This window comes from Kribbella sp. NPDC050820, from assembly GCF_040653975.1.
Taxonomy (GTDB): domain Bacteria; phylum Actinomycetota; class Actinomycetes; order Propionibacteriales; family Kribbellaceae; genus Kribbella.
Genome location: NZ_JBFAHB010000003.1, coordinates 25,257 through 47,294 on the forward strand (window position 1 = coordinate 25,257; position 22,038 = coordinate 47,294).

The following is a 22,038-nucleotide window of genomic DNA, read 5'->3' on the forward strand; positions in this document are numbered from 1 at the left end:
GACCGAGAGGAAGAAGTATCCATTTCGGCTCGATCAAGACTCTGCGAGTATGAATCGGTGGAACTGCGGCACCTGCGGTACTTCGTCGCCGTCGCCGAGGAACGGCACTTCGGCCGGGCGGCGGCACGGCTGCACATGGCCCAGCCGCCGTTGTCGCAGCAGATCCGTCAGTTGGAGGGCGAGCTCGGTTTGCGGCTGCTCCGGCGGACCACTCGGCGGGTCGAGCTCACCGCGGCGGGGGAGGCGTACCTCGTGCGGGCGCGGGAGATCCTGTCAGCGGTCGCGGTTGCGGGTCTCGAGGCGCAGCGCGTCGCGGCCGGATCGCAGGGTCGGCTCGTGATCGGGTGCGTGGGCTCGGCGACGTACAGCCTGCTGCCACCGCTGGTGCGCAAGCTGCACGAGGAGCTGCCCGGTGTCGAGGTGGCTGTCCAGGGGGAGATGCTGGCGCCGGCTCAGGTTGCCGCTCTGCATGCGGGGCAGATCGATCTGGCCTTGCTGCGCCGGCCCGTCGACGAGGCGGGACTGCGGTTGGAGACGCTACGGGCCGAGCGGCTGATCGTCGCCGTACCGGATGGGCATCCGTTGGTGTCGCGGAAGCGAGTGCGCTTGCGGGACTTGGCGGACGAGGACTTCGTGATGCATGCGGGTGGTGGCCGGTCCGCGCTACAGGGGACCGTGCTGGCGTTGTGCCGGGAGGCGGGGTTCGAGCCTCGGGTTCGGCACGAGGTTGCCGAGACGTCGACGCTCGTGACGTTCGTGGCGGCCGGACTAGGTGTGGCGCTGGTGCCCGCGCCGGTCGCGGAGCTCAGGGTGCCGGGGGCCGCGTATCGGCCGTTGACCGGTCGCGCTCAGGTCGAGTTGGTGGTCGGGACGCGCGCCGATGACGACGCTCCACATTTGCTGCGTGCGCTCGACGTACTGACGGCTCTGGTCAGAAGAAGCCATCGCGGGCCGGGATCACCGGACGCGGGTTCCCGACCAGCTTGAGGTCGTCGGTGATCGCCGCGGCGGTCTCCAGCATCAGGGGTACGACGGTGGCCACCACCTTCTCGGCTGTCATCCGCCCGGACGTCGTGGAGTAGGCGAGCGCGGCGAGGACGCCGCCGCGCGGATCGCGGACCGGGACTGCCGCCGACAGCAGGCCGTCCTCGAGCTCGGACTCGACCACCGCGAAGCCCTGCGTGCGGACCTTGTGGAGTGAGTCGCGGTAGACCGTGGGATCCGTGATCGTCCGCTGTGCGAGCCGCGGCAGGCCGGCCGCAATGACTGCGTCGACGACCGCGGAGTCCGCCCACGCGGTGAGGATCCGGCCCATCGAGGTCGCGTACGCCGGAACGCGGCTGCCGACGTCCACGGCGACACTCATGATCCGGCGCACCTGGACACGGGCGACGTACACGACCTCGGTCCCGTCGAGCTGTGCCAGCGACGCGGATTCCTGGGTCGCCTCGGCGAGTCGGAGCAGGTGGGGTTGCGCGGTCTCCACGAAGCCGTGGGTGGCGGCGTAGTGCTGTCCGATGGTGAGCACGCGTGGGGTCAGCGACCACCGGCTGCCTTGCGCGGCGACGTACCCGAGTCGTTGCAGGGTGAGCAGGATCCGGCGGACCGCCGGACGGGAGAGCCCGGTCGCGGTGGCGAGCTCGGCCAGGGTCGGCGTCGGGTGGTCGGCGTCGAACGCGAGCAGGACGGCGAACCCGCGCTCGATGCTGCGGATGAAGTCACGCTCCTCGCTCATGGCGGTCATTCTCGCAGCCTCCTTCTTTTGTAGTTGAGCTCTTGACAGTCGAGTGCCGCCGACGTCATGGTGAGCCGTACGCACCGCGTACAGATTGTACGCACAGCGTACAAGGAGGTGACGCACGATGGACTCACGAGAGCTCCGCAACGCCTTCGGCCAGTTCGCCACCGGCGTGACCGTGGTGACCTGCGTCAGCGACGACGGCGGTCCGCACGGCGCCACCGTGAACGCCTTCACCGCAGTCTCGCTCGAGCCGGCCCTGGCCCAGGTCACGCTGACCCGGTCCTCGAAGGCCTGCCAGTACCTGGCCGGCAAGCCGTTCGCGATCAACGTGCTCGCCGACGACCAGCTCGACGTCGCCTGGCACTTCGCCGGGCGGCCCGCCGACCGCACGCCCGGCTGGGTCGACGGTCCGCTCGCTCCGCTGCTCGAGGGCGCGGCCACGACGATCTCGTGCCGGCCGTGGCGGACGTACGACGGCGGCGACCACCTCATCGTGATCGGTGAGGTCGCCGCGGTCGCCATCACCACCCGGGACCCGCTGCTGTTCCACGGCGGCCGGTTCCGCTACCTCGGACCGGTCGAGTCCCACTGGTCCGGCTCCCTCGACTGCCCCGACCGCGGCTGGTTCGACGCCAGCGCCGTCTTCACGCCGCTCGCCGCGGCGGCCCACGCCTGAAAGGACCTTCCATGACCACGACCACGGCTGCTTCGGTCGAGCAGGAAACTGCCCCGACGACGCGCCCGATGACCGGCGCCGAGTACCTCGACTCGATCCGCGACGACCGGGAGATCTGGATCTACGGCGAACGGGTCAAGGACGTCACCGAGCACCCGGCGTTCCGCAACCCCACCCGGATGACCGCCCGGCTGTACGACGCCCTGCACGACCCGGCCACCAAGGACGAGATCACCGTCCCGACCGACACCGGCAACGGCGGCTACACGCACCCGTTCTTCCGGACCCCGCACAGCTCCGCCGACCTGCAGAAGGACCGGGTTGCGATCGAGCACTGGGCCCGCCAGACCTGGGGATGGATGGGCCGCAGCCCCGACTACAAGGCCAGCTTCCTCGGCACTCTCGGCGGGAACACCGACTTCTACGCGCCGTACGAGGAGAACGCGAAGCGCTGGTACAAGGAGTCGCAGGAGAAGGTCCTGTACTGGAACCACGCGATCATCAACCCGCCGGTGGACCGCAACCTGCCGCCGGACGAGGCCGGCGACATCTTCATGCGGGTCGAGAAGGAGACCGACGCCGGCGTGATCGTGTCCGGCGCGAAGGTGGTGGCGACCGGCTCGGCGATCACCAACTACAACTTCATCGCGCACTACGGCCTGCCGATCAAGAAGAAGGAGTACGCGCTGATCTGCACGGTGCCGATGAGCGCTCCTGGTGTGAAGCTCATCTGCCGGCCGTCGTACACCATGCAGGCCGACGTGATGGGCAGCCCGTTCGACTACCCGCTGTCCAGCCGGATGGACGAGAACGACACCATCTTCGTCTTCGACAAGGTGCTGGTGCCGTGGGAGAACATCTTCCTGTACGGCGACGTCGACAAGATCAACGGGTTCTTCCCGCAGTCCGGGTTCATCCCGCGGTTCACCTTCCACGGCTGCGTCCGGCTCTCGGTGAAGCTGGACTTCATCGCCGGTTTGTTGCTCAAGGCACTGGAATGCACCGGGAGCAAGGACTTCCGCGGGGTGCAGACCCGGGTCGGCGAGGTGATCGGCTGGCGGAACCTGTTCCGCGCGCTGGCCGACGCGATGACGATGAACCCGGACCCGGGCCCGAACGGGACCGTGCTGCCGAAGCTGGACTACGGCCTGGTCTACCGGCAGTTCATGATCAGCGGCTACCCGCGGGTGAAGGAGATCATCCAGCAGGACGTGGCGTCCGGGCTGATCTACCTGAACTCCAACGCGGTCGACTTCAAGACCCCCGAGGTGCGCCCGTACCTGGACCGCTTCGTCCGCGGTTCCAACGGGTACGACGCGGTCGAGCGGACCAAGCTGATGAAGGCGCTGTGGGACGCGGTCGGCACCGAGTTCGGCGGCCGGCACGAGCTGTACGAGCGCAACTACTCCGGCAACCACGAGAACGTGAAGGCCGAGATCCTGTTCGCCGCCGAGGCCCAGGGCGAGACCGCCGCGATGAAGGGCTTCGCCGAGACGATGCTCGCCGAGTACGACCTGGACGGCTGGACCGTCCCCGACCTGATCAACCCCACCGACGTCAGCCGGATCCTGAATCGCTGAAGGAGCGCATCATGACTACTGTGCAGGATTCCCCGACCGCCGCCGGCTCCGGCGCGAGTGCGAGCTCGAACTTCAAGGCGAAGGCGCTGGCCGACGCCGGGTCGTCGCCCGAGCGCGTGAGTGCGGTGGTGACCGCCGTACTCCAGGGCGTGCATGCGGCGATCCGCGAGCACAACGTCACCTATCCGGAGTTCCAGGCCGCGAAGGCGTGGCTGATGGAGGTCGGTGAGGTCGGTGAGTGGCCGCTGTTCATGGACGTGTTCGTGGAGCACGTGGTCGAGGAGGTCGCGGCCACGTCGCAGCGCGGGACGCTCGGAACGATCGAGGGCCCGTACTACCTGCCCGACCAGGTGCGGCTCGACGCGTCCTGCGAGCTTCCGCGTCGGCCGGACGAGAAGGGCGAGCCGCTCGTGCTGAGCGGTCAGGTCCGGGACCTCGACGGGACGCCGCTGGCCGGCGCCGAGGTGGACATCTGGCACGCGGACGCCGACGGCTACTACTCGGGGTTCGCGCCGCACCTTCCGGACGGGAACCTTCGGGGCACGGTGGTGACCGACGGCGATGGCCGCTTCGCGATCCGGACCGTGCAGCCGGCGCCGTACCAGATCCCGACCGACGGGCCGACCGGCAAGCTGATCGAGGCCGCCGGGTGGCATCCGTGGCGTCCGGCGCACCTGCACCTGATGGTGCGGGCGGACGGGCACCGGACGATCACGACGCAGCTGTACTTCGCCGGTGGTGAGTGGCTGGACTCCGACGTCGCCGAGGCGACCAAGCCCGAGCTGATCCTCGACCCGGTCGACGACGGCGCCGGCACCCGGCGGGCGACGTACGACTTCGAGCTCGAGCCGGTCTGATCCCCGCCACGTTCCCTGCTACTTCGTCGTTCTCTGCTACTTCGTTGTGAAAGGCACCATTGTGTCCAGCTCCGAGACCTCCGTGTCCGAGGACGACCTGGTCGTCGAGCGGCTCGAGACCGTCATCATCGACGTGCCGCTGCGGCGCCCGCACAAGTTCGCCCGGGTCACGATGACGGCGCAACCGGTCCTGCTCGCGTTCGTCCACACCCGCGGCGGCGTGGTCGGCGTCGGTGAAGGCGTGGTGCCCGGCGGGCCCTGGTGGGGCGGCGAGTCGGTCGAGTCGATGAAGGTCACCCTCGACACGTACGTCGCCCCGCTGCTGCCCGGCGCCCGCGTCGACCGGATCGAGGCGGTGTGGCGGGACATCGCGGACCACGTCAACGCCAACCTGTACGCGAAGACCGCGGTCGAGGTCGCCCTGCACGACGCGTGGGCGCGGACGTTGGGTGTCCCGGTCCACACGTTGCTGGGCGGCCTCGCCCGGACGAGCATCGACGTGACCTGGGCGCTCGGCGCCGAGCCCGAGGAGGTGGTGGTCGAGGAGGCGCTGGGCAAACTGGAGTCCGGTGAGCACAAGACCTTCAAGCTCAAGATGGGTGCTCTCGACCCGGAGGCCGACACCCGCCGGATCTGTGCGATCGCCGAGAAGCTGGGCGGGTCGGCCGGCGTCCGGGTGGATCTCAATGCTCGGTGGGATCTGAGCACTTCCCGGACCTATCTGCCGCGCCTTGCGGCGGCCGGTGTCGAGCTCATCGAGCAGCCGGTGCCGGGGGAGCAGGTGGAGGCGCTGGCCGAGCTCAACGCGCTGCTGCCGATCCCGGTGATGGCGGACGAGAGCCTGCGTACGCCGGTCGACGCGCTCCGGCTGGTGCAGCTGCGCGCGGCCGACGTGTGGTCGATGAAGACGACGAAGGTCGGCGGACTGCGGCGGGCCCGGGACATCGTCGCGATCGCTGCCGCGGCGGGGATTCCGTGTCACGGTGGCACCTCGATCGAGACCGGGATCGGGACGGCCGCCTCGTTGCAGCTGGCATGCGCGGCGCCGGGGGTCACGTGGGGCAGCGAGCTCTTCGGCCCGAAGCTGTTCGCCGAGGAGATCCTTCGTACGCCGTTGCGCTACGCGGACGGCGCGTTGCACCTGCCGGACGGGCCGGGGCTCGGTGTCGAGCTCGACCTGGATGCGGTTGCGGCGCTTCGCCGTACCGGGCTGAGTCGGGAGGACTGAGCATGCTCTTCCATGTCCGGATGGACGTCTCGCTGCCGCCGGATCTCGATCCGGAGGTGCGGGCCGACTTGGTCGCGCGGGAGAAGGAGCGGGCGCTGGAGCTGCAGCGCGCCGGTGTGTGGCCGCAGTTGTGGCGGATCGTGGGCGAGTACGCGAATTTCAGCGTGTTCGACGTCGACTCCAACGACACCTTGCACTCGGTGCTGTCCAGCCTGCCGCTGTTCCCGTACATGCGGATCCAGGTGACACCCCTGGCCCGCCACCCGTCAAAGCTGGACCTCCCGTAGCGGGTCGCCACCGTCGACGAAGAACCGCCCACCCGGCCTCAACACCGCTGCGATCCGCCGCCGGGCCTCCTGCTCCAACTCTGGGTGCCGCCCGTCCAGCGCCCCCACCCGCACCGCGAACACCAGGTCGAACCCCGCCTCACCCGGGCCCAACTCCAACTCCTCGACCGCCACCTGCCGAAACCCCAACACTCCAGCGGCAATCAGCTCCCCCGACCCCGCCTCGGCCAACCGAACCGCGTTCCCCGACCGATCAACCCCCAGCACAAACCCACCCGACCCGGCCGACCCACCCGCGCCGCCGGCCACTCGCCGAGCCACCTCCCGCGCCGCAGCGCCTGGCCCACACCCAACCTCCAGCACGCGCATCCCCACCCGCAGCGGCAACGCCTCGACCACTGCCAAGAGCCGTCCCGACAACCCCTCACCCACAAGACCACCTCCAAGTAGCCATCTTGCAGGCACCCAGCTGGATCCCTGGTAACTGAAACGCCCGGGTTCGACCTTGTCGGTCGAACCCGGGCGGGGTCTCGCGGGTAATGCAGGGGCGTCAGGCGTCGGAGCTCTTCTTCCAGAGGTTGATGCCGGCTTCGACGGCGTCGGCGTCGATGGCCTCGAGCTCCTCGGGGGTGAACTTGAGGTTGTTCACCGCGGCCAGGTTGTTCTCGAGCTGGGCCACGCTGGAGGCGCCGATCAGGGCGCTGGTGACGCGGTCGTCGCGCAGCGTCCAGGCGAGGGCGAGCTGGGCGACGGACTGGCCGCGCTCCTTGGCGATCTCGTTCAGCGCGCGGACGTGCTTCAGCGTGTCCTCGGTGAGCGAGTCCGGGTTCAGCGACTTGCCCTGCGCGGCGCGGGAGTCCGACGGGACGCCGTCCAGGTAGCGGTCGGTGAGCACACCCTGCGCCAGCGGCGAGAACGCGATCACGCCGACCCCGAGCTCACCGACGGTGTCCAGCAGGTCCTCCTCGATCCAGCGGTTCAGCATCGAGTACGACGGCTGGTGGATCAGCAGCGGGGTCCCGAGCTCCTGCAGGATCCGGGCCGCCTCCCGGGTCCGGTCCGCCGAGTACGACGAGATCCCGGCGTACAGCGCCTTGCCCGAGCGGACCGCGGCGTCCAGCGCGCCCATCGTTTCCTCGAGCGGGGTGTCCGGGTCGAACCGGTGCGAGTAGAAGATGTCGACGTAGTCCAGGCCCATCCGGCTCAGCGACTGGTCCAGCGAGGCGAGCAGGTACTTCCGCGACCCGCCGCCCTGGCCGTAGGGACCCGGCCACATGTCGTAGCCGGCCTTGGTCGACAGGATCAGCTCGTCGCGGTACTTGGCGAAGTCGCGGGCGAAGTGCGTCCCGAAGTTCGTCTCCGCGGAGCCGTACGGCGGACCGTAGTTGTTGGCCAGGTCGAAGTGCGTGACGCCGAGGTCGAACGCCCGGCGCAGGATGTCGCGCTGCGTGGCGAACGGCTTGTCGTCGCCGAAGTTGTGCCACAACCCGAGCGAGATCGCCGGCAGCATCAACCCGCTGCGCCCCGTCCGCCGGTAGGCCATCTGGTCGTCGTACCGGTCCTGAGCGGCTACGTAATCAGTCACGAGACCTCAGTCTGCCTCATGTCACGACAAGTTCAAACTCCCTTGTTTTACAGCAGAAACCCGATCACTGACACCCAGAACCCGGCCTTCTTGATCAGGCTGGGTCAGGTCAGGGCCGACCAGGGCGCAGGCGGGTTGGTGGTGACGAACCTCAGAAGGGCCAGGATGCGGCTCGCCGGGGGTGCGGTCCAGTGGCGCTGGCCGGGCCAGGGGTTCGCCGTCAGTTTGCCGAGGCCCCAGTGCAGGTGGAACCAGAGGGTAGCCGCGGCTACCTCGTCCTCCCGCGCGGCCGGGCGTCCGGTGCCGGAGGTGCAGGTCCGGCGGATGTAGTCGGGGAGGATGGCGGCGACCTGCTCGAGGGGGAGTTTGGCGAAGTCCATGGCGCGGGGTGCCCAGGCCGCGTCGCCCCAGTCGATCAGGGCCCGGAGCTCGCGGTCCGGCCCGGCGAGAAGGTTGTGCGCGGCAACATCTCCGTGGATCAGCACCTTCGGCTGGTTCCGGTCGAACCGGTCGGCCAGCCGGGTGAACCAGTCGCTCAGCCAGTTCGCCGTCTCGAGGTCGAGGTAGCCGCGTTCCGCCAGATCGTCGACCGTCTGCCACGGATCGCGACTGTCGTCCTGCGGTACGCCGGGAAGGTCGGTCTCCTCGATGCCGTGCAGCACGGCCAGTTGCTCCGCCAGGCCGGCCGGCACCTCGGTCGGCTCGATCCCGTGCACGCGTTCCATCACGACGTACGGCGCATCGATCAGCCCTCGGCTGTCGTCGTACTCGACGATCGCCGGAGTCAGGACGCCGGCCGACCGCGCGACGGGGACGACGCCGGCCTCCTTCTGCAGGTCGTCCTCGAATCCCGGTCGCGCGACTCGGAGGAACAATGCGTCGCCGAGCACGAATCCGCGGTTGGCGACGCCACCCGCCACCTCGGTCACCTGCTCCGGCGAAGCGCCATGCCGCCGGCCTATCTCGGTGACACGGCCCAGGAACTCGTCGTCCACGCCCACTTGGACCTCCCTCGTCGTCGCGTGATCCGCCCCATGATCCTTGTGCCGCGGGTCGTCCGCAGTGGGTGAGGCTGCTGCGGGGCGTCCGGCCTACCGTTGGTTCCGGCTCCGCCTGGTCACGGGGAAGGAAGCGCATGGGCAACGACGCAGTGCAGGTCAAGAGCAGGGCGGGTGGGGTGCCAGCGGCCACATGTGAGCGCAGCCGACAGACCGACCGAGGCTCTGTTCCTCCGGTGCCACGCTGCCATGGGTAGCTGAGATCGGCGGCGACGTGACCGCGTTCGACGTCGTGCTCCGCGTCGCCCGGCTCGCCCTGGAGTCCAGTGCCGAGGGCGTCGAGACGCTGGAGCGCTCAGTCGCGAAGGTCGCCTCGGCCTACGGCGTCGGTGTTGACCTGGTCGTCCTTCCCGAGCAGATCGTTCTGACCGAGCGGTCGTCCGGGGAAGTCGGCCGGGCGGCGGTGGTGCGGGCGGCCCCCGGTATCTTCCGGCTCGACCGGGTCGCTGCCCTCAAGCGCTTTCTCGTCCAGGCAGAGCATCAGCCGATGAACCCCGACGAGGCGTGCCGTCGCCTCGACGCGATCGCGCAGTCGAAGCCCCGTTGGCCCGCGTGGGCGCGGGTGCTCGGGGTAGCGCTGTTCGCGGCGGGGTTCGCCCCGAGTGTGGTGGCGACCTGGGGCGAGGCGGGCGCGGCCGCCCTCTTGGGCCTGGTCATGGGCTTGCTCGTCGTCCTGACCGCCGGGCGCCCCCTGGAGGGGCTGCTCCCGTTCTTCGGAGCCTTCATCGTGACGACGCTGGGGCTCACCGTGATGTCGGGCCTCGCCCAACGCACGGGCGTAACGCTCATGGTGCTGCCGGCACTGTTCATCGTGGTCCCCGGCGACACCCTGTCCGCAGCCGCCGCAGAGCTTCTGGGCGGCCGGCTCACCGCGGGGTCGATCCGGCTCGTGTTCGGGTTCGTCACCCTGGGCCTGATCGTGATCGGCATCGTCGCGGCAACCGGCGTCACCGGCAGAGGAGACGCGCTCGTCGAGACGCTGCCTGCGCCGGAGCTTCCCTTCGTCATCATCCTGGCCGGGTGGGTGGTGTTCTCCCTCGGCCTGGTACTCGCGTTCAACGCTGAACCCGGCGTGCTCGTCTGGCTGGTGCCCGGCGTCATCGGCACCTTCCTCGTCCAGCAGGGAGTCACCTACCTCGCCGGTGCGGTCATCGGCACACTCGTGGCCGGTGCCGCCCTCGGTGCCTGCGCCAACCTGGTGGGCGCACACCCCCGACGCCCCCCGCGCCTCGTCCTGCTGCTGGGCGGGTTCTTCGTCCTCACGGTTGGCGGGCTCGGCGTCCGGGGCGCAACCTCGCTGCTCGGCGGAGACGTAGTGACCGGGCTGGAAAACCTGGCGGACTTCGCCCTCCAGGTCCCCACCGTCGCCCTGGCGATCGCGGCCGGGGTCATTCTCAGCGACCACTGGCAACGACAGAGCCGCCCCGCTGTGGCCTCCAACTCGTGACCCTGTTCGTGCGTCGCCCGCCGTGGGTGCAGGCTACGTGTTGTGGGCACCACGACGCCGGAACGCGCCGACCATGCGTGGGCCCGCGAGCCGGGTCTCCAATCGACGCGCCTCACGCTTGAGCGGCCGTGCCAGGTACTGACCGAGGATCACGCCAGCTGCGAGCGCCAGCGCGGTGGCGAGCGCGGCGGCCAACTCGATCACGCCGTCCTTGCCCTCCGCAAAGAGAGCGAGACCGCGGTAGATGTCGAGTCCCGGCAGGAGCGGCACGATTGCGGGGACCACCACGACAAGCGGCGGGACCCGGAAACGACCTGCGACGAGATAGCAGACTGCGCCGATGGTGACGGCAGCGACCGCCGAACCCCAGGTTCGGCCGACGTCAGAGCTGTCGACGGCCAGCAGGACCCCCTGCCCGAGCGCCGCGACCAGTGCCACCGCCACCACGGCGCGCAGCGGTGCGTACGACGCGAACGCGAAGGCCGCAGCGGCCAGGGCGGCGCCGAACACGGTGACCCCGACCTCCGCCAGGCCGGCCGCGCCGGGAGTGAAGGCTGTCAGGCCCACCCCGAGGAGGTCGCCGACGGTGAGCCCGGCCCCCACCCCGGCGATGATGCCCGCGGTGTTCAGCACGGCGTCGATCAACCGGGCACTGGCGGTGACCGGGAAGCCGTTCAGGGCGTCCTGGGTGGCACCCATGATGCCGACTCCCGCCAGGAGCATGACGATCCCTGTGGTGACCACGCGGGACGGGTCCACGTCGAGCTCCGTGGCCGAGGCGGTGACCGCGATGAGTGTGGCCACGAAGCCTCCCGCCGCATGCTGGTAGAAGGCCGGGATGCGGTGCAGGGGCAAGAGCAGTTGGGTTCCGTCGATCGCGCAGGCCGCCACAAAGGCGAGCAGGCACACGAGCGGGCTGCCGCCCAGCGTGAGCGCGATGCCACTTCCCATCAGGCCCCAGGCGAGGGTCACCGCCCAGCGGCGCCGGCGGTGGCCGGTGGAAACGATCCGGGAAAACCGGTCACGAGCCTCGGACCGGGTGATATCTCCGGCGACGAGGCTGCTCACCGTCTCGTCGACCTCGATCAGCTTCGCATAGTCGAGCGGGCGCCAGGTCACCCGGCGAACCTGAATGGCGGCGGGCGCGTGGCTGGTCGGCTGGTGCCGGAGGGTCAGGTCCACGAACGTCACGTCCGCGGTCACGTCGCGCACCCCGCACGCCCGGGTCACCTCCAGCATGGCCGCCGCCACGTCGGCTGCCCCGGCCCCGGACGACAGGAGGACCTCGCCGACGCGCAGCGCCAGATCGAGCGTTTCGTAGACCTCGCGTCGCTCCGTCATGTCCCTGTTCCGATCACGGCACCGAGGCACGCCACACGTGTGGAGCACGACGTACGGCACTGGCCAGGTGGCCATCGTCGGAGTCTCAGGCCCCTGCGTCATCGTCCGGTGCGGGTGATTGACCGGGCCATGCCCCCTTCGTCGTCGCGTGGTCCGTCCCACGATCCTCGTGCCCGGGCGCGATGCGTCCTCCGCATTTGATGTACTGCGGGCGTGCGTGTCGATCTGGATCCGGAAGCGCTCGGGCGGCGGGAGTTCTACGCGGTGCTGAACTCCGTGGTGGTGCCCCGGCCGATCGCGTGGGTGTCGAGCCGGTCCGCCGACGGCGTGCTGAACCTCGCGCCGCATTCGTTCTTCACCGTGGCGTGTGTGCAGCCGCCGATGGTGCAGTTCACCTCGGTCGGGCGGAAGGACAGCCTGAACAACGTCGAGTCGACCGGCGAGTTCGTGGTGAACTTCGCGGCAGAACCGCTGTTCGAGCAGATCAACGCGACCGGGACGAACTTCCCGGCGGAGATCTCCGAGTTCGAAGCCGTCGGGCTGACCACCGAACCGTCCCGCACCGTCGCCGTGCCCCGGGTTGCGGAGTCCCCGGTGGCCATCGAATGCACCCTCCACACCACCCTCGAACTGGGCGACTCGACCGTCGTGATCGGCCGGGTCCGCCACCTCGCGGTCGACGCCGCGGTGATGGTCGACGGACACCCGGAGGTCCGGCTGCTGCGCCCGTTGGCCCGCCTGGGCAAGGACGAATGGTCGACCCTCGGCGAGATCCGCGACATCACCCGAATCCGCCACTCCGACTGGCCTGGTCACTTCACACCACCGGCCTAGCAGCGGGTGGGGGCTCTTTGCGGGCGACCACCTTGGCGAGGGCGTCGAGTTGAGGCGACAGGCGGAGCGGGGTGCGGTCGGGGGACGACGTGGTGGCGGGATGCCACTCGAGGGTGGGCGTGACCAGGTGGACGTCGGGGGACAGTGGCCCCGGATCGTTGGTGTAGGAGCGGGCCGCGAGGTTGAGCATCAGGCCCAGGGCCGGAATGACGGACAGGTCGCGGATCACGTGGATCAGGAGCAGGTCGCGGGCGGGGACGGCGGCGAGCACGCCGTACTCCGGAAGCTCGAGGTGGAGGGACTCGCGCAGGACGGTGTCGAGGACCAGGGCCCGGGACGCGGAGAAGATGCTGCCGGTGACCAGCGCGATGGTGATGCCGTCGTGCTCGACGTACTCGACGTGGTCCTCGAGACGACGCAGGTTGGCCAGGCCAATACGTTCGGCATCCGACCAGGTCAGCCCGAAGTCGCCCGGGTCGAGGTACATCGTCACGACGCCGTCCTGGGCAGTGGCGGGCACGGACAGCAGGCCGGGCAGGTAGTCCACCCGGTCCGCGCCCCACTCGCCGGGGAGCGAGCGGCGCGGAACGAGCCGCTGGATCAGCTCCCGCTCTGGATCGTCGGGCGGCCGAGGCGGACCGTGGCGCAGGCGGTGCAGCACCTGGGTGAAATGGTCCTCGATCAACTCCGGCCAGCGATTCTCGGCGTGTTTGGACACCCGGCGGGCCAGGTTGCTCAGGCCGAGCACCGGGCTGTCCGCGGTCGGTGCGACCGGGACGAGAGCCGCGCCGCCCTCGTAGGTCAGGTCGAGGCCGAGGTGGGCTGCGGCGGTCAGGCCGAGCCGCACGAACCGCGCGGCCTGGCCGCGGGTGAGCGGGATCAGGACCGGGTGGGGCCGGTCGGAGTGGTTGCCTTGGGCACGTTCGGTGGAGCTGTCGATGGTCATCGTGGCCACCTCCTCGGCAGAGAAAGTACGAGGAATGGCACCCGTTCCGGCCGGTCTTTCCGAACCTGTGGACAACCGCCCGGGATAGTCTGCGGCAACACCCGTCGGATCCCGGAGGAGACGAGCAGGATGACCAGCACGCCGTCGTCGCGGCCTACCTCGGTGACCCGGTTGTCGCTGTCGCACATCACCGCCCAGAACGAGACCAACCTGCTGGGCACCGTGCACGGCGGCGTGATCATGACGCTGGTCGACTCGGTCGCCGGCGTGGTCGCGGCGCGGCACTCCGGTGGGGCCGCGGTGACCGCGTCGATGGACGAGATGACGTTCCTGGTGCCGGTCCGGGTCGGCGACGTGGTCCACTTCAGCGGCCAGGTCAACTGGACCGGACGCAGCTCGATGGAGGTCGGCGTACGGATCACGGCCGACCGGTGGGACTCCGTCGGGCCGGAGGTGCACGTGGCGTCGGCCTACCTGGTGTTCGTCGCGGTCGACGCGGACGGGAAGCCCCGCGAGGTCCCGCAGGTCATGCCGGAGACCGACGAGGACCGCCGCCGGCTGCGCGAGGCCGAGATCCGCCGCAGCCACCGCCTCGCCCGCCGGGCCGCGATCATCGCCTCCCGCGAAGAAGACGCAGAGCGGGCAGCTGAAGGCGACACCAAATGACCTGGTTCGCCAGCGCGCGACGACATCCTTCGGCGGTCCTGCTGCTCGTGCAGTTGCTGGGTGTCCTGGTCTACCCGGCCATGGAGGGCTCCCGCGGCGGCCGCGTCGCGTTCGAGATCCTCGGCATCTTCGTGCTGGTGCTCGCGATCTTCTCGGTTCGCTCCACCCCCGGCCTGACCTGGGTCAGCATCGGCCTGGGCATTCCGGCCGTGGTCCTCTCGCTGGTCGACGCCTTCAACCCCACGCAGCCCGTCGTGGCCATCTCCGCCGTACTGCACGCGGCCTTCTACTTCTACGCCGCCTACAGCCTGCTGCGGTACATGCTGGCCGACCACGAGGTCAGCACCGACGAGCTCTACGCGACCGGTGCGACCTTCACCTTGGTGGCTTGGGGGTTCGCGTACGTCTACACCTTCGTGCAGGTGCTGGTGCCAGGCAGCTTCATCGCGGCGGTCGACCCCGCCAGCGACCGGACCTGGATGGAGTTGCTGTTCCTCAGCTTCACCACACTGTCCAGCACCGGCCTCAGCGACGTCGTCCCGGTTACAGCCTGGGGGAGGTCGGTCGTCATGCTCGAGCAGCTCGCAGGGCTCGGGTACGTCGCCATGGTCGTGTCCCGCCTGGTCGGACTCACCATCACCAGGCGAAGCAGCACCTAAGCCCTGGGCCAGCCGGCCAGCAAGTCCGCGGCAGCCCGCTGAGCCACCTCTGGCGCGTGCGACATCGCAGCCACCCGGTAGGTGACGAGCGCGCCCTCGTGGAGGATCAGGAGACGGTCCGCGAGCTCGGAGGGGTCGGCGAGACCGGCCAGCGTCGCCTGGGCCTCGAACTCGGCCCGCATCCACTGCTTCTGCCCGACGATGACCGGCATTGCCGGATGGTCGGGGGACGCGAGCTCGACGCTGGCGTTGATGAAGCCACATCCGTTCCGCGCGCCCGCGACCCAGTCCGTCAGCGCCGCGAACAGCGCCAGGATCACGTCTTCCGGCGTCGCTGGACGCCGGACTGCGAGTTGCTCATCCAGGAATTCGTGCCACACCCGGTCGCGTCGCTCCAGGTACGCCGCAATCAACCGGTCCTTCGAGCCGAACCGGTCGTACAGCGTCTTCTTCGTCACGTCGGCCGCCAACGCGATCGTGTCGACGCCGACCGCCCGGATGCCCTGCTCGTAGAACAAGGTCGACGCCGCGACCAGGATCCGCTCGCCGGCCGGCGTCAGCCGGGTGGCCTCCGGCACGCGGCGGTCCACGAGCAGTCTCACCTGCTGATCGAGCATACTGACAGTATACCGACCGGTGTGGTTACTCTCCCGATCATGACCACTGTGACGCTCCCGGTACGGCGGACGCGCTACCTCCCGTTGATCGCGGGCGCAGGCTTCGTCGTGCTCTGGAGCTGCGGCTTCATCGGCGCGCGCTGGGGCACCGAGTACACGAACGCCTTCGACCTGCTCGCCTGGCGGTTCCTGGTCGCAGGCGCGGTCGGAGCGGCAATCCTGGCCGTACGGCGACCGACGATCAGTCGTGCGGACCTGGCCACCCAGGTGTGGATGGCCTTCCTCACGCAGTGTGTGTACCTCGGCCTGATCTTCACCGGCATCGACCACGGCATCTCGGCCGGAGTGACCGCGCTCATCGGCTCACTGCAGCCGCTGCTGATCGCCACAGTCGCCGGACCGCTGCTCGGGGAGCCGGTCAGCCGGCGTCAGTGGATCGGTCTCGTCATCGGTGTCGTCGGAGTCGGTCTGGTCGTGGCAGACGACTTGCACGGCTCGCCGTTGCTGTTCCTGCTGCCGTTCGGTGGCCTGCTCGGCCTTGTCATCGGCACCTGCCTCGATCGCCGTCGCAAGCCCAGCACGAGCTCACTCGACGCGCTCTGCCTGCAGAGCGTCGTCGCCGGTGTGTTCTTCATCGCACTGGCTGCGTCGACCGACCAGCTGACGGTCCCGCACGAACCAGGGTTCTACGGTGCCGTGGTCTGGCTGGTGCTGCTGGCAACAGGTGGTGGCTGGGGGCTCTACCTGGTCAACCTCAGGCTGTCCGGTGCGACCCGCATCAGCAGCCTGCTCTACCTGGTGCCGCCGACCACGATGGTGTTCGCCTTCCTGATGTTTGGCGAGACCATCGGACCACTTGCCGTGATCGGCATGCTGGTGTGCGCGCTCGCCGTACTCCTGATCAGGTGGAACGCTACGCTGCGGGGATGGCGGAACCCCGGTGGCTGAACGAGAAAGAGCAGCACGCGTGGCGCGCGTTCATCGCGGCGCAGCGTGTGGTGAACACCCGGATCGAGCAGCAGCTGCAACGCGACGCAGGGATACCGCACACCTACTACGAGATCCTGGTCCGGCTGTCCGAGGCGCCTGACGGCCGGCTGCGGATGAGCGAGCTCGCCGTGGCCACGCAGGGATCGCGCAGCCGCCTCTCGCACGCGGTCAACCGGCTCGAGCAGGCCGGTTGGGTACGGCGGGAGGGCATCGAGTCGGACCGCCGTGGCCAGGTCGCGATCATGACCGACCTCGGACGGCAGAAGCTGGTCGAGACCGCGCCCGGTCATGTCGAGGAGGTCCGCAAGGCGATCTTCGACGCGCTGGACGACGATCAGGTCGAGCACCTCTACGACATCTGCGCGACGTTGGCCAGGCACTCGGGTGACACGGTCGACCGCGCCGCCTGGGAGCGCCGCTGACATGCAGCGCACTGCAGTAGCCGTCCTGCTGACGGCGCTCCTGCTGACCGGCTGCAGCGACACCGACGAACCCACCGCCGGCCCCAGCACAGTGCCGTCATCGTCAGTGCCGATCACCCGCGAGCCAACCCCGACCCCCACCCCAACGCCGACACCAACCCCTACGCCAACGCCGACGCCGACTCCGGTCAGCTGTGTAGACCAGAAGCTGCAGGCGCTCACGCTGAGGGAGCAGGCGGCCCAGCTGATCATGACCGGCATCAGCGCGAACGGCATGACGTCGTCCCAGCGGCCCATCGTGCAGAAGCAGAAGCCCGGCGGCATCCTGCTGCTCGGCAGCGGCGGCAGCCTCTCCCACACGCGTACGGCAATGGCCACCGTCAACTCAGCCGCCACGGTCAAGGGCATCCGCCCACTGATCGCCGCCGACCAGGAAGGCGGTCAGATCCAGCGGCTGAAGGGCTCCGGCTTCGACCGCATCCCCTCAGCGACTGTGCAAGGCGGCTGGTCCAGCTCCAAGCTCACCGCTGAGGCCGAGGGGTGGGGGAACCAGCTCAAGCAGGCAGGGGTCAACGTAGACCTCGCGCCGGTGGCCGACGTCGTACCAAGCTCGCAGAAGGACAGTAACGCTCCGATCGGCGAGCTGGACCGTGAGTACGGCAACACGCCGGAGGAGGTCGGGCCGCCGGTGCAGGCATTCGTCCGCGGCATGCAGCAGGCCGGCGTGATGACGTCGGTCAAGCACTTCCCGGGACTCGGGCGCGTGCGCGGCAACACCGACTTCTCGTCCGGAGTGGTCGACAATGTCACCGTCCGCGGTGACGCGAACCTGCAGCCGTTCGCCGACGGGCTCGAGGCCGGCGCCGACATGGTGATGATCGCCACAGCCACCTACACCAAGATCGACCCGAGGAACCGCGCGGTGTTCTCGCCGACGGTCATCCGGGGAATGGTGCGCGGTGACCTGAAGTGGGCCGGTGTGGTGATCACCGACGACGTCGGGGCGGCTGCCGAGGTGGCGTCGGTGCCGGCGGGTCAACGGGCGACCCGATTCGTCGCGGCCGGCGGGGACATCGTCATCAACGCCACGGCCGGGCTGACCGCCACGATGGTGAACGCTCTGGTCTCCAAGGCCGAGCAGGACAAGGCCTTCGCCGCGCAGCTGACGAGTAGCGTGAGGCGTGTGCTGACACTCAAGGAGAGCCACGGCCTGGTGAGCTGCGGATGACAGAGGAGCAGGAACCGGACTACCGCTTCACGCTGGCGAACGAACGCACGTACCTGGCGTACTTGCGGACGTCGCTGGCCTGCTACGCGGGCGGGCTGTCCGCAGTGCAGTTCCTCGACCTCGGCCCGGATCGCTGGCCGGCCCGCATCATCGGTGTGGTTCTGGTCACTGCAGGCATCGTCACCACGGCCGGCGCCTTCCGCCGCTGGCAGCAGAACCTGACCGCCATGCGCAACGGCGGCCGGCTCCCGGTGACCAGGCTCCCAGTGGTGCTGGGGGCAACGATCATCGTGGTCGGCCTGATCGGCCTGGTCTTCAGCCTGTGGCGGGAATGAACCGCGATCCCGGGCTGCAGCCGGAGCGGACCCTGCTCGCCTGGCGGCGGACTGCGCTCGGCCTGATTGCGAACGGGATCCTCTTGCTTGCCTCCGGCCACGGTACGTCGGACGTCCGCACCGGCCTCGGCGTCGTCGTACTGGTCCTGTCGCTGGCCTGCTGGGCCGCGGTGAGCGCCGTCTACCGCCGTACGAAGGGCGCGCCGGTGCATGCCCTCGGCCACCAACGGGTGCTCCGGGCGGCAGCCGGTCTGGTGCTCGTGGTGGGGCTTTTCGACCTCTACGCCGTGCTCACGCGCTGAGACCGATCGGTTACTCGCCGGTGGTGTCCAGGCAGCCGAGTTCACCGCGACGCGGTACGTTGGCCAGGCGGATGCCGCGTCAACGGTCCGTTCCCCCTAGCATGTTCACGGTTTGTCCCTCGTTCACCCGGAGCTTGAAGTGCCGTTACGTCTGCGTCCGAACGACCCGACGTTCTACGACCTTTTCACCGAGTCCGCCAACCACCTCGTGGACGGATCACGGATCCTGGCCGAGTTGCTCGGCAGTACGGCGGGAACCGGGCTCTCGTCGAGCCACCAGATCGCCGCCCAGATGAAGGACGCCGAGCACGCGGCGGACGAGACCACGCACTCGATCATCCGGCGGGTGAACTCGACGTTCGTCACGCCGTTCGACCGCGAGGACATCTACCGGCTGGCCTCCGACCTCGACGACGTCATGGACTACATGGAGGAGGCGGTGGACGCCGTCCACCTGTTCGCCCTGGAGAAGCTGCCGGAGGAGATCGCCGAGCAGATCGAGGTGCTGCAGCGGGCCGCCCAGCTGACCGCCGAGACGATGCCGCGGCTGCGCACCATGAAGGACCTGGCCGAGTACTGGATCGAGATCAACCGGCTGGAGAACACCGGTGACGCCGTGCACCGGCGGCTGATCGCCAAGCTGTTCAGCGGCGAGTACGAGGCCCTGACGGTGATGAAGGTGAAGACCGTGGTCGACCTGCTGGAGGCCGCGATCGACGCCTTCGAGCACGTCGCGAACACGGTCGAGCAGATCGCCGTCAAGGAGAGCTGAGCGTGGAGCTCGCGCTCGTCGTCGCGGTGGTCGTCATCGCGCTCGTGTTCGACTACACCAACGGCTTCCACGACGCGGCGAACGCGATCGCAACCTCGGTCTCGACCCGCGCGCTGACCCCGCGGGTGGCGCTGGCGATGGCCGCGGTGATGAACTTCGTAGGGGCTCTGCTCGGCACCGAGGTCGCCGAGACGGTCGGCAAGGGCATCATCAGTGTGCCGTCCGGTGAGCACGGGCTGGTGGTTGTGCTCAGCGCCTTGGTCGGCGCGATCACCTGGAACCTGATCACGTGGTACTTCGGCCTGCCCAGCTCCTCGTCGCACGCTCTGATCGGCGGCCTGGTCGGCGCCGGGCTCGCCTCGGCCAGCACGGTGCTGTGGTCCGGCATCCTGGACAAGGTCGTCATCCCGATGGTGCTGTCGCCGACAGTCGGCTTCCTCGGCGCGTTCGTCCTGATGCTCACGATCCTCTGGGTGTTCCGGCGGGCCCACCCGGGCAAGGTGACCCGGGGCTTCCGGCTGTCCCAGTCGCTGTCCGCCGCCGCGATGGCGCTCGGCCATGGTCTGCAGGACGCGCAGAAGACGATGGGCGTGATCTTCCTGGCCCTGCTCACCACCGGGTACGTCCAGGAGGGCGACGGGATCCCGCTGTGGGTCAAACTGGCCGCCGCGACCGCTATCTCGCTCGGGACGTACTCCGGCGGCTGGCGGATCATGCGGACGCTGGGCCGCCGGATCATCCACCTGGACCCGGCCCGCGGTTTCGCCTCCGAGGCGGTCGCCGCGACCGTCCTGTACGTGATGGCGATCGGCCTGCATGCGCCGGTCTCCACCACGCACACGATCACCTCCGCGGTGATGGGCGCCGGCGCCACCAAGCGCCTGTCCGCAGTCCGCTGGGGCGTCGCGCGCGGCATCGTCACCGCCTGGGTCCTGACCATCCCCGCCGCCGGTGCGGTCGCCGCGCTCTGCTACGGCTTGGCCCACTTCATCCTGGAGTGACCCCGGTCAGCGGTTCCAGCGGCGTACGGCCTTGGCCACGTCTTTGGGGCGGATGGCGCCGAGGTTGAGCTCCCAGGTGGCGGCCAGGCGGTCGCCGAGCTCGGCCAGGTCGAGGTAGGCCTGCGGCCGCACCGCCACCACCCAGGTGGCCGCGGCTGCATGGCCCTGCTGGAAGAGCAGGTGGTCCGCGGTCGCCTCGAGCTTGCTCCGGTTCTCGCCGTCCAGCCCGCTCGCGGCCCAGTCCTGCACGATCGCGCCGTCGTCGGCGGTCATCCGGGCCAGGTAGGTCAGCGGGCCACGCCAGAAGCCGCGGCTGCCGATGGTGTCCAGGCTCTCCAGCGGGAACCAGCCGTTCTGGCAGCGCCGCCCGTTGATCGCGGACTCCACCTCGCGGGCCTGCCCCGAGGTCAGGCCCCGGACCGCCCAGTCGAGGAAGAACGCGCCGACATCGGGGATCTCCTCCGCGACGTGCGGAGCCACGGTCAGTATCCCCGGCTCGAAGAGATGCAGCTCTTCGGGTGACTTCACCAACGCTTCCCCCGCCCACCTGAGTACGACGGCCACGCGCGCCACCACGCGGCCGAGACACAGGGACCCCCCAGGTACCTGCTACTTCCAACAAGTGCTCTTAGTACCCCCACGCCGTACCGGGGTCAAGGTCCTGTCCGGTAGCCGACTACTTCTTCCGGGCCGCCCGGCGGGCCAGCTCCTCCCGGTCCAGCCGCTCGGCCTCCTCGGGCGTCGGCGCGCTCCCGCCGTACGAGGCCGGCAGCCACCAGGCGCCGGCGGGCCGCTCGGGGTAGGCCCGGATGGTGCGGTCGAGCATGCCGGCCATGGTCGAGCGCAGGTGCGCGGTCGCCTCGGCCGGGTCGTCGTCCGCGGTGACCGTGATCGGCTCGCCGACGGTGATCGCGATCGTCCGGTGCCGGGAGAAGTCGCGCGGATGGTCCTTGGTCAGTATCCGCTGCGTCCCCCACAGGATCATCGGCAGCACCGGTACGGCGGCCTCGGCGGCCATCCGGACCGTGCCGGACTTGAACTCCTTCAGCTCGAACGACCGGCTGATCGTCGCCTCCGGGAACACGCCGACCACCTCGCCGGCGTTCAGGTACTCGATCGCCTGCCGGTACGACGCCGTACCGGCCGCGCGGTCCACCGGGATGTGGTGCATCCCGCGCATCAGCGATCCGGAGACCCGGCTGCGGAACAGCACCTCCTTGGCCATGAACCGCACCAGCCGCTTGCTCGGCAGCGCGCCGAACCCGCCGAGCACGAAGTCGACGTACGAGATGTGGTTCATCGCGATCACCGCGCCGCCGGTCCGCGGCACGTTCTCCGTCCCGGTCAGCTGGAACTTCAGGTCCAGCACCTTGAACGCCGTCTTCGCGAAGCCGATCACCGGCGGGTACACGAGGTCGCGCATTCCCGAACGCTACCGGCTCCGGTCAACCGGCGGACGTGACGCG

The 22,038-nt window shown here is 69.4% G+C and carries 26 protein-coding genes; 17 read left to right on the top strand and 9 right to left on the bottom strand.

Translation table 11 applies throughout. From position 1 onward, the window contains the following. The first annotated feature begins 57 nt into the window (after nt 1-57). Nucleotides 58-987 (top strand): LysR substrate-binding domain-containing protein, encoded by a 930-nt coding sequence (locus AB0H36_RS04055; RefSeq protein ID WP_360516119.1) that lies wholly within the window; start codon nt 58-60, stop codon nt 985-987. Here the strand turns inward: AB0H36_RS04055 and AB0H36_RS04060 are convergent. After that, entirely contained in the window at nt 932-1,735 is an 804-nt protein-coding gene (locus AB0H36_RS04060; protein ID WP_360516122.1) for an IclR family transcriptional regulator C-terminal domain-containing protein, read from the bottom strand. The two genes, AB0H36_RS04055 and AB0H36_RS04060, sit on opposite strands and share 56 nt — an antisense overlap. A 127-nt stretch (nt 1,736-1,862) precedes the next feature. On the opposite strand from AB0H36_RS04060, the gene AB0H36_RS04065 reads away from it, so the two are divergent. The 5 genes from AB0H36_RS04065 to catC all read left to right on the top strand — a co-directional run bounded on the left by AB0H36_RS04065 (nt 1,863) and on the right by catC (nt 6,369). Beyond that, a complete protein-coding gene (locus tag AB0H36_RS04065; protein ID WP_360516125.1) occupies nt 1,863-2,417 on the top strand; it encodes a flavin reductase family protein in 555 nt (184 codons plus the stop codon). 11 nt (nt 2,418-2,428) lie between these two features. Next, nucleotides 2,429-3,997 carry a 4-hydroxyphenylacetate 3-hydroxylase N-terminal domain-containing protein gene (locus tag AB0H36_RS04070; RefSeq protein WP_360516128.1) on the top strand — a complete coding sequence of 523 codons (1,569 nt, stop codon included), beginning with the start codon at nt 2,429-2,431 and terminating at the stop codon, nt 3,995-3,997. Between the two features lie 11 nt (nt 3,998-4,008). Next, nucleotides 4,009-4,854 carry a catechol 1,2-dioxygenase gene (gene catA / locus AB0H36_RS04075; protein WP_360516131.1) on the top strand — a complete coding sequence of 282 codons (846 nt, stop codon included), beginning with the start codon at nt 4,009-4,011 and terminating at the stop codon, nt 4,852-4,854. A 61-nt stretch (nt 4,855-4,915) separates the two neighbouring features. Continuing rightward, nucleotides 4,916-6,082 carry a muconate/chloromuconate family cycloisomerase gene (locus tag AB0H36_RS04080; protein ID WP_360516134.1) on the top strand — a complete coding sequence of 389 codons (1,167 nt, stop codon included), beginning with the start codon at nt 4,916-4,918 and terminating at the stop codon, nt 6,080-6,082. 2 nt (nt 6,083-6,084) lie between these two features. Next, nucleotides 6,085-6,369: a muconolactone Delta-isomerase gene (gene catC, locus AB0H36_RS04085; RefSeq protein WP_360516137.1), complete on the top strand. Its 285-nt coding sequence runs from the start codon at nt 6,085-6,087 to the stop codon at nt 6,367-6,369. On the opposite strand, the gene AB0H36_RS04090 is transcribed toward catC, so the two are convergent. From AB0H36_RS04090 to AB0H36_RS04100, 3 genes are all read right to left on the bottom strand, one after another. Continuing rightward, nucleotides 6,349-6,801, bottom strand: coding sequence for a methyltransferase domain-containing protein (locus AB0H36_RS04090; RefSeq protein WP_360516140.1), 453 nt, complete (start codon nt 6,799-6,801; stop codon nt 6,349-6,351). The genes catC and AB0H36_RS04090 overlap by 21 nt on opposite strands. Nucleotides 6,802-6,919: 118 nt before the next feature. Further along, nucleotides 6,920-7,954 carry an L-glyceraldehyde 3-phosphate reductase gene (gene mgrA / locus AB0H36_RS04095; RefSeq protein ID WP_360516143.1) on the bottom strand — a complete coding sequence of 345 codons (1,035 nt, stop codon included), beginning with the start codon at nt 7,952-7,954 and terminating at the stop codon, nt 6,920-6,922. A gap of 104 nt (nt 7,955-8,058) precedes the next feature. Beyond that, entirely contained in the window at nt 8,059-8,955 is an 897-nt protein-coding gene (locus AB0H36_RS04100) for an aminoglycoside phosphotransferase family protein (protein WP_360516146.1), read from the bottom strand. Nucleotides 8,956-9,226: 271 nt separating this feature from the next. On the opposite strand from AB0H36_RS04100, the gene AB0H36_RS04105 reads away from it, so the two are divergent. Continuing rightward, a complete protein-coding gene (locus tag AB0H36_RS04105) occupies nt 9,227-10,459 on the top strand; it encodes a threonine/serine exporter family protein (RefSeq protein WP_360516149.1) in 1,233 nt (410 codons plus the stop codon). A 33-nt stretch (nt 10,460-10,492) separates the two neighbouring features. Here AB0H36_RS04105 and AB0H36_RS04110 read toward each other — a convergent pair whose 3' ends face one another. Beyond that, on the bottom strand, nt 10,493-11,800 hold the full coding sequence (locus AB0H36_RS04110; RefSeq protein ID WP_360516152.1) for a threonine/serine exporter family protein: 1,308 nt from the start codon (nt 11,798-11,800) through the stop codon (nt 10,493-10,495). A gap of 213 nt (nt 11,801-12,013) precedes the next feature. Here AB0H36_RS04110 and AB0H36_RS04115 point away from each other — a divergent pair, with 213 nt between their 5' ends. Then, nucleotides 12,014-12,634 carry a flavin reductase family protein gene (locus AB0H36_RS04115; RefSeq protein ID WP_360516155.1) on the top strand — a complete coding sequence of 207 codons (621 nt, stop codon included), beginning with the start codon at nt 12,014-12,016 and terminating at the stop codon, nt 12,632-12,634. On the opposite strand, the gene AB0H36_RS04120 is transcribed toward AB0H36_RS04115, so the two are convergent. Continuing rightward, complete coding sequence (locus tag AB0H36_RS04120) at nt 12,618-13,580, bottom strand: hypothetical protein (RefSeq protein ID WP_360516158.1); 963 nt, start codon at nt 13,578-13,580, stop codon at nt 12,618-12,620. The two genes, AB0H36_RS04115 and AB0H36_RS04120, sit on opposite strands and share 17 nt — an antisense overlap. A gap of 129 nt (nt 13,581-13,709) precedes the next feature. Here AB0H36_RS04120 and AB0H36_RS04125 point away from each other — a divergent pair, with 129 nt between their 5' ends. Continuing rightward, nucleotides 13,710-14,246 carry an acyl-CoA thioesterase gene (locus AB0H36_RS04125; protein WP_360516161.1) on the top strand — a complete coding sequence of 179 codons (537 nt, stop codon included), beginning with the start codon at nt 13,710-13,712 and terminating at the stop codon, nt 14,244-14,246. Then, entirely contained in the window at nt 14,243-14,905 is a 663-nt protein-coding gene (locus AB0H36_RS04130) for a potassium channel family protein (RefSeq protein ID WP_360516164.1), read from the top strand. The genes AB0H36_RS04125 and AB0H36_RS04130 overlap by 4 nt, the downstream gene beginning before the upstream one ends. On the opposite strand, the gene AB0H36_RS04135 is transcribed toward AB0H36_RS04130, so the two are convergent. After that, complete coding sequence (locus AB0H36_RS04135; RefSeq protein WP_360516167.1) at nt 14,902-15,522, bottom strand: helix-turn-helix domain-containing protein; 621 nt, start codon at nt 15,520-15,522, stop codon at nt 14,902-14,904. The two genes, AB0H36_RS04130 and AB0H36_RS04135, sit on opposite strands and share 4 nt — an antisense overlap. Before the next feature lie 39 nt (nt 15,523-15,561). On the opposite strand from AB0H36_RS04135, the gene AB0H36_RS04140 reads away from it, so the two are divergent. From AB0H36_RS04140 to AB0H36_RS04170, 7 genes are all read left to right on the top strand, one after another. Next, nucleotides 15,562-16,470: a DMT family transporter gene (locus AB0H36_RS04140; protein WP_360516170.1), complete on the top strand. Its 909-nt coding sequence runs from the start codon at nt 15,562-15,564 to the stop codon at nt 16,468-16,470. Then, nucleotides 16,449-16,934: a MarR family transcriptional regulator gene (locus tag AB0H36_RS04145; protein WP_360516173.1), complete on the top strand. Its 486-nt coding sequence runs from the start codon at nt 16,449-16,451 to the stop codon at nt 16,932-16,934. Before AB0H36_RS04140 ends, AB0H36_RS04145 begins: the two co-directional genes overlap by 22 nt. 1 nt (nt 16,935) lies before the next feature. Then, complete coding sequence (locus tag AB0H36_RS04150) at nt 16,936-18,162, top strand: glycoside hydrolase family 3 N-terminal domain-containing protein (RefSeq protein ID WP_360516176.1); 1,227 nt, start codon at nt 16,936-16,938, stop codon at nt 18,160-18,162. Then, a complete protein-coding gene (locus AB0H36_RS04155) occupies nt 18,159-18,497 on the top strand; it encodes a DUF202 domain-containing protein (RefSeq protein ID WP_360516179.1) in 339 nt (112 codons plus the stop codon). Before AB0H36_RS04150 ends, AB0H36_RS04155 begins: the two co-directional genes overlap by 4 nt. Further along, nucleotides 18,494-18,799: a DUF202 domain-containing protein gene (locus tag AB0H36_RS04160; RefSeq protein ID WP_360516182.1), complete on the top strand. Its 306-nt coding sequence runs from the start codon at nt 18,494-18,496 to the stop codon at nt 18,797-18,799. Before AB0H36_RS04155 ends, AB0H36_RS04160 begins: the two co-directional genes overlap by 4 nt. A gap of 139 nt (nt 18,800-18,938) precedes the next feature. After that, complete coding sequence (locus AB0H36_RS04165) at nt 18,939-19,571, top strand: DUF47 family protein (protein WP_360516185.1); 633 nt, start codon at nt 18,939-18,941, stop codon at nt 19,569-19,571. Nucleotides 19,572-19,573: 2 nt separating this feature from the next. Continuing rightward, complete coding sequence (locus AB0H36_RS04170; protein WP_360516188.1) at nt 19,574-20,572, top strand: inorganic phosphate transporter; 999 nt, start codon at nt 19,574-19,576, stop codon at nt 20,570-20,572. A gap of 6 nt (nt 20,573-20,578) precedes the next feature. On the opposite strand, the gene AB0H36_RS04175 is transcribed toward AB0H36_RS04170, so the two are convergent. Continuing rightward, nucleotides 20,579-21,100: a hypothetical protein gene (locus AB0H36_RS04175; protein WP_360516191.1), complete on the bottom strand. Its 522-nt coding sequence runs from the start codon at nt 21,098-21,100 to the stop codon at nt 20,579-20,581. Nucleotides 21,101-21,248: 148 nt separating this feature from the next. Beyond that, nucleotides 21,249-21,995 carry a lysophospholipid acyltransferase family protein gene (locus AB0H36_RS04180; RefSeq protein ID WP_360516194.1) on the bottom strand — a complete coding sequence of 249 codons (747 nt, stop codon included), beginning with the start codon at nt 21,993-21,995 and terminating at the stop codon, nt 21,249-21,251. Between the last annotated feature and the right edge of the window lie 43 nt (nt 21,996-22,038).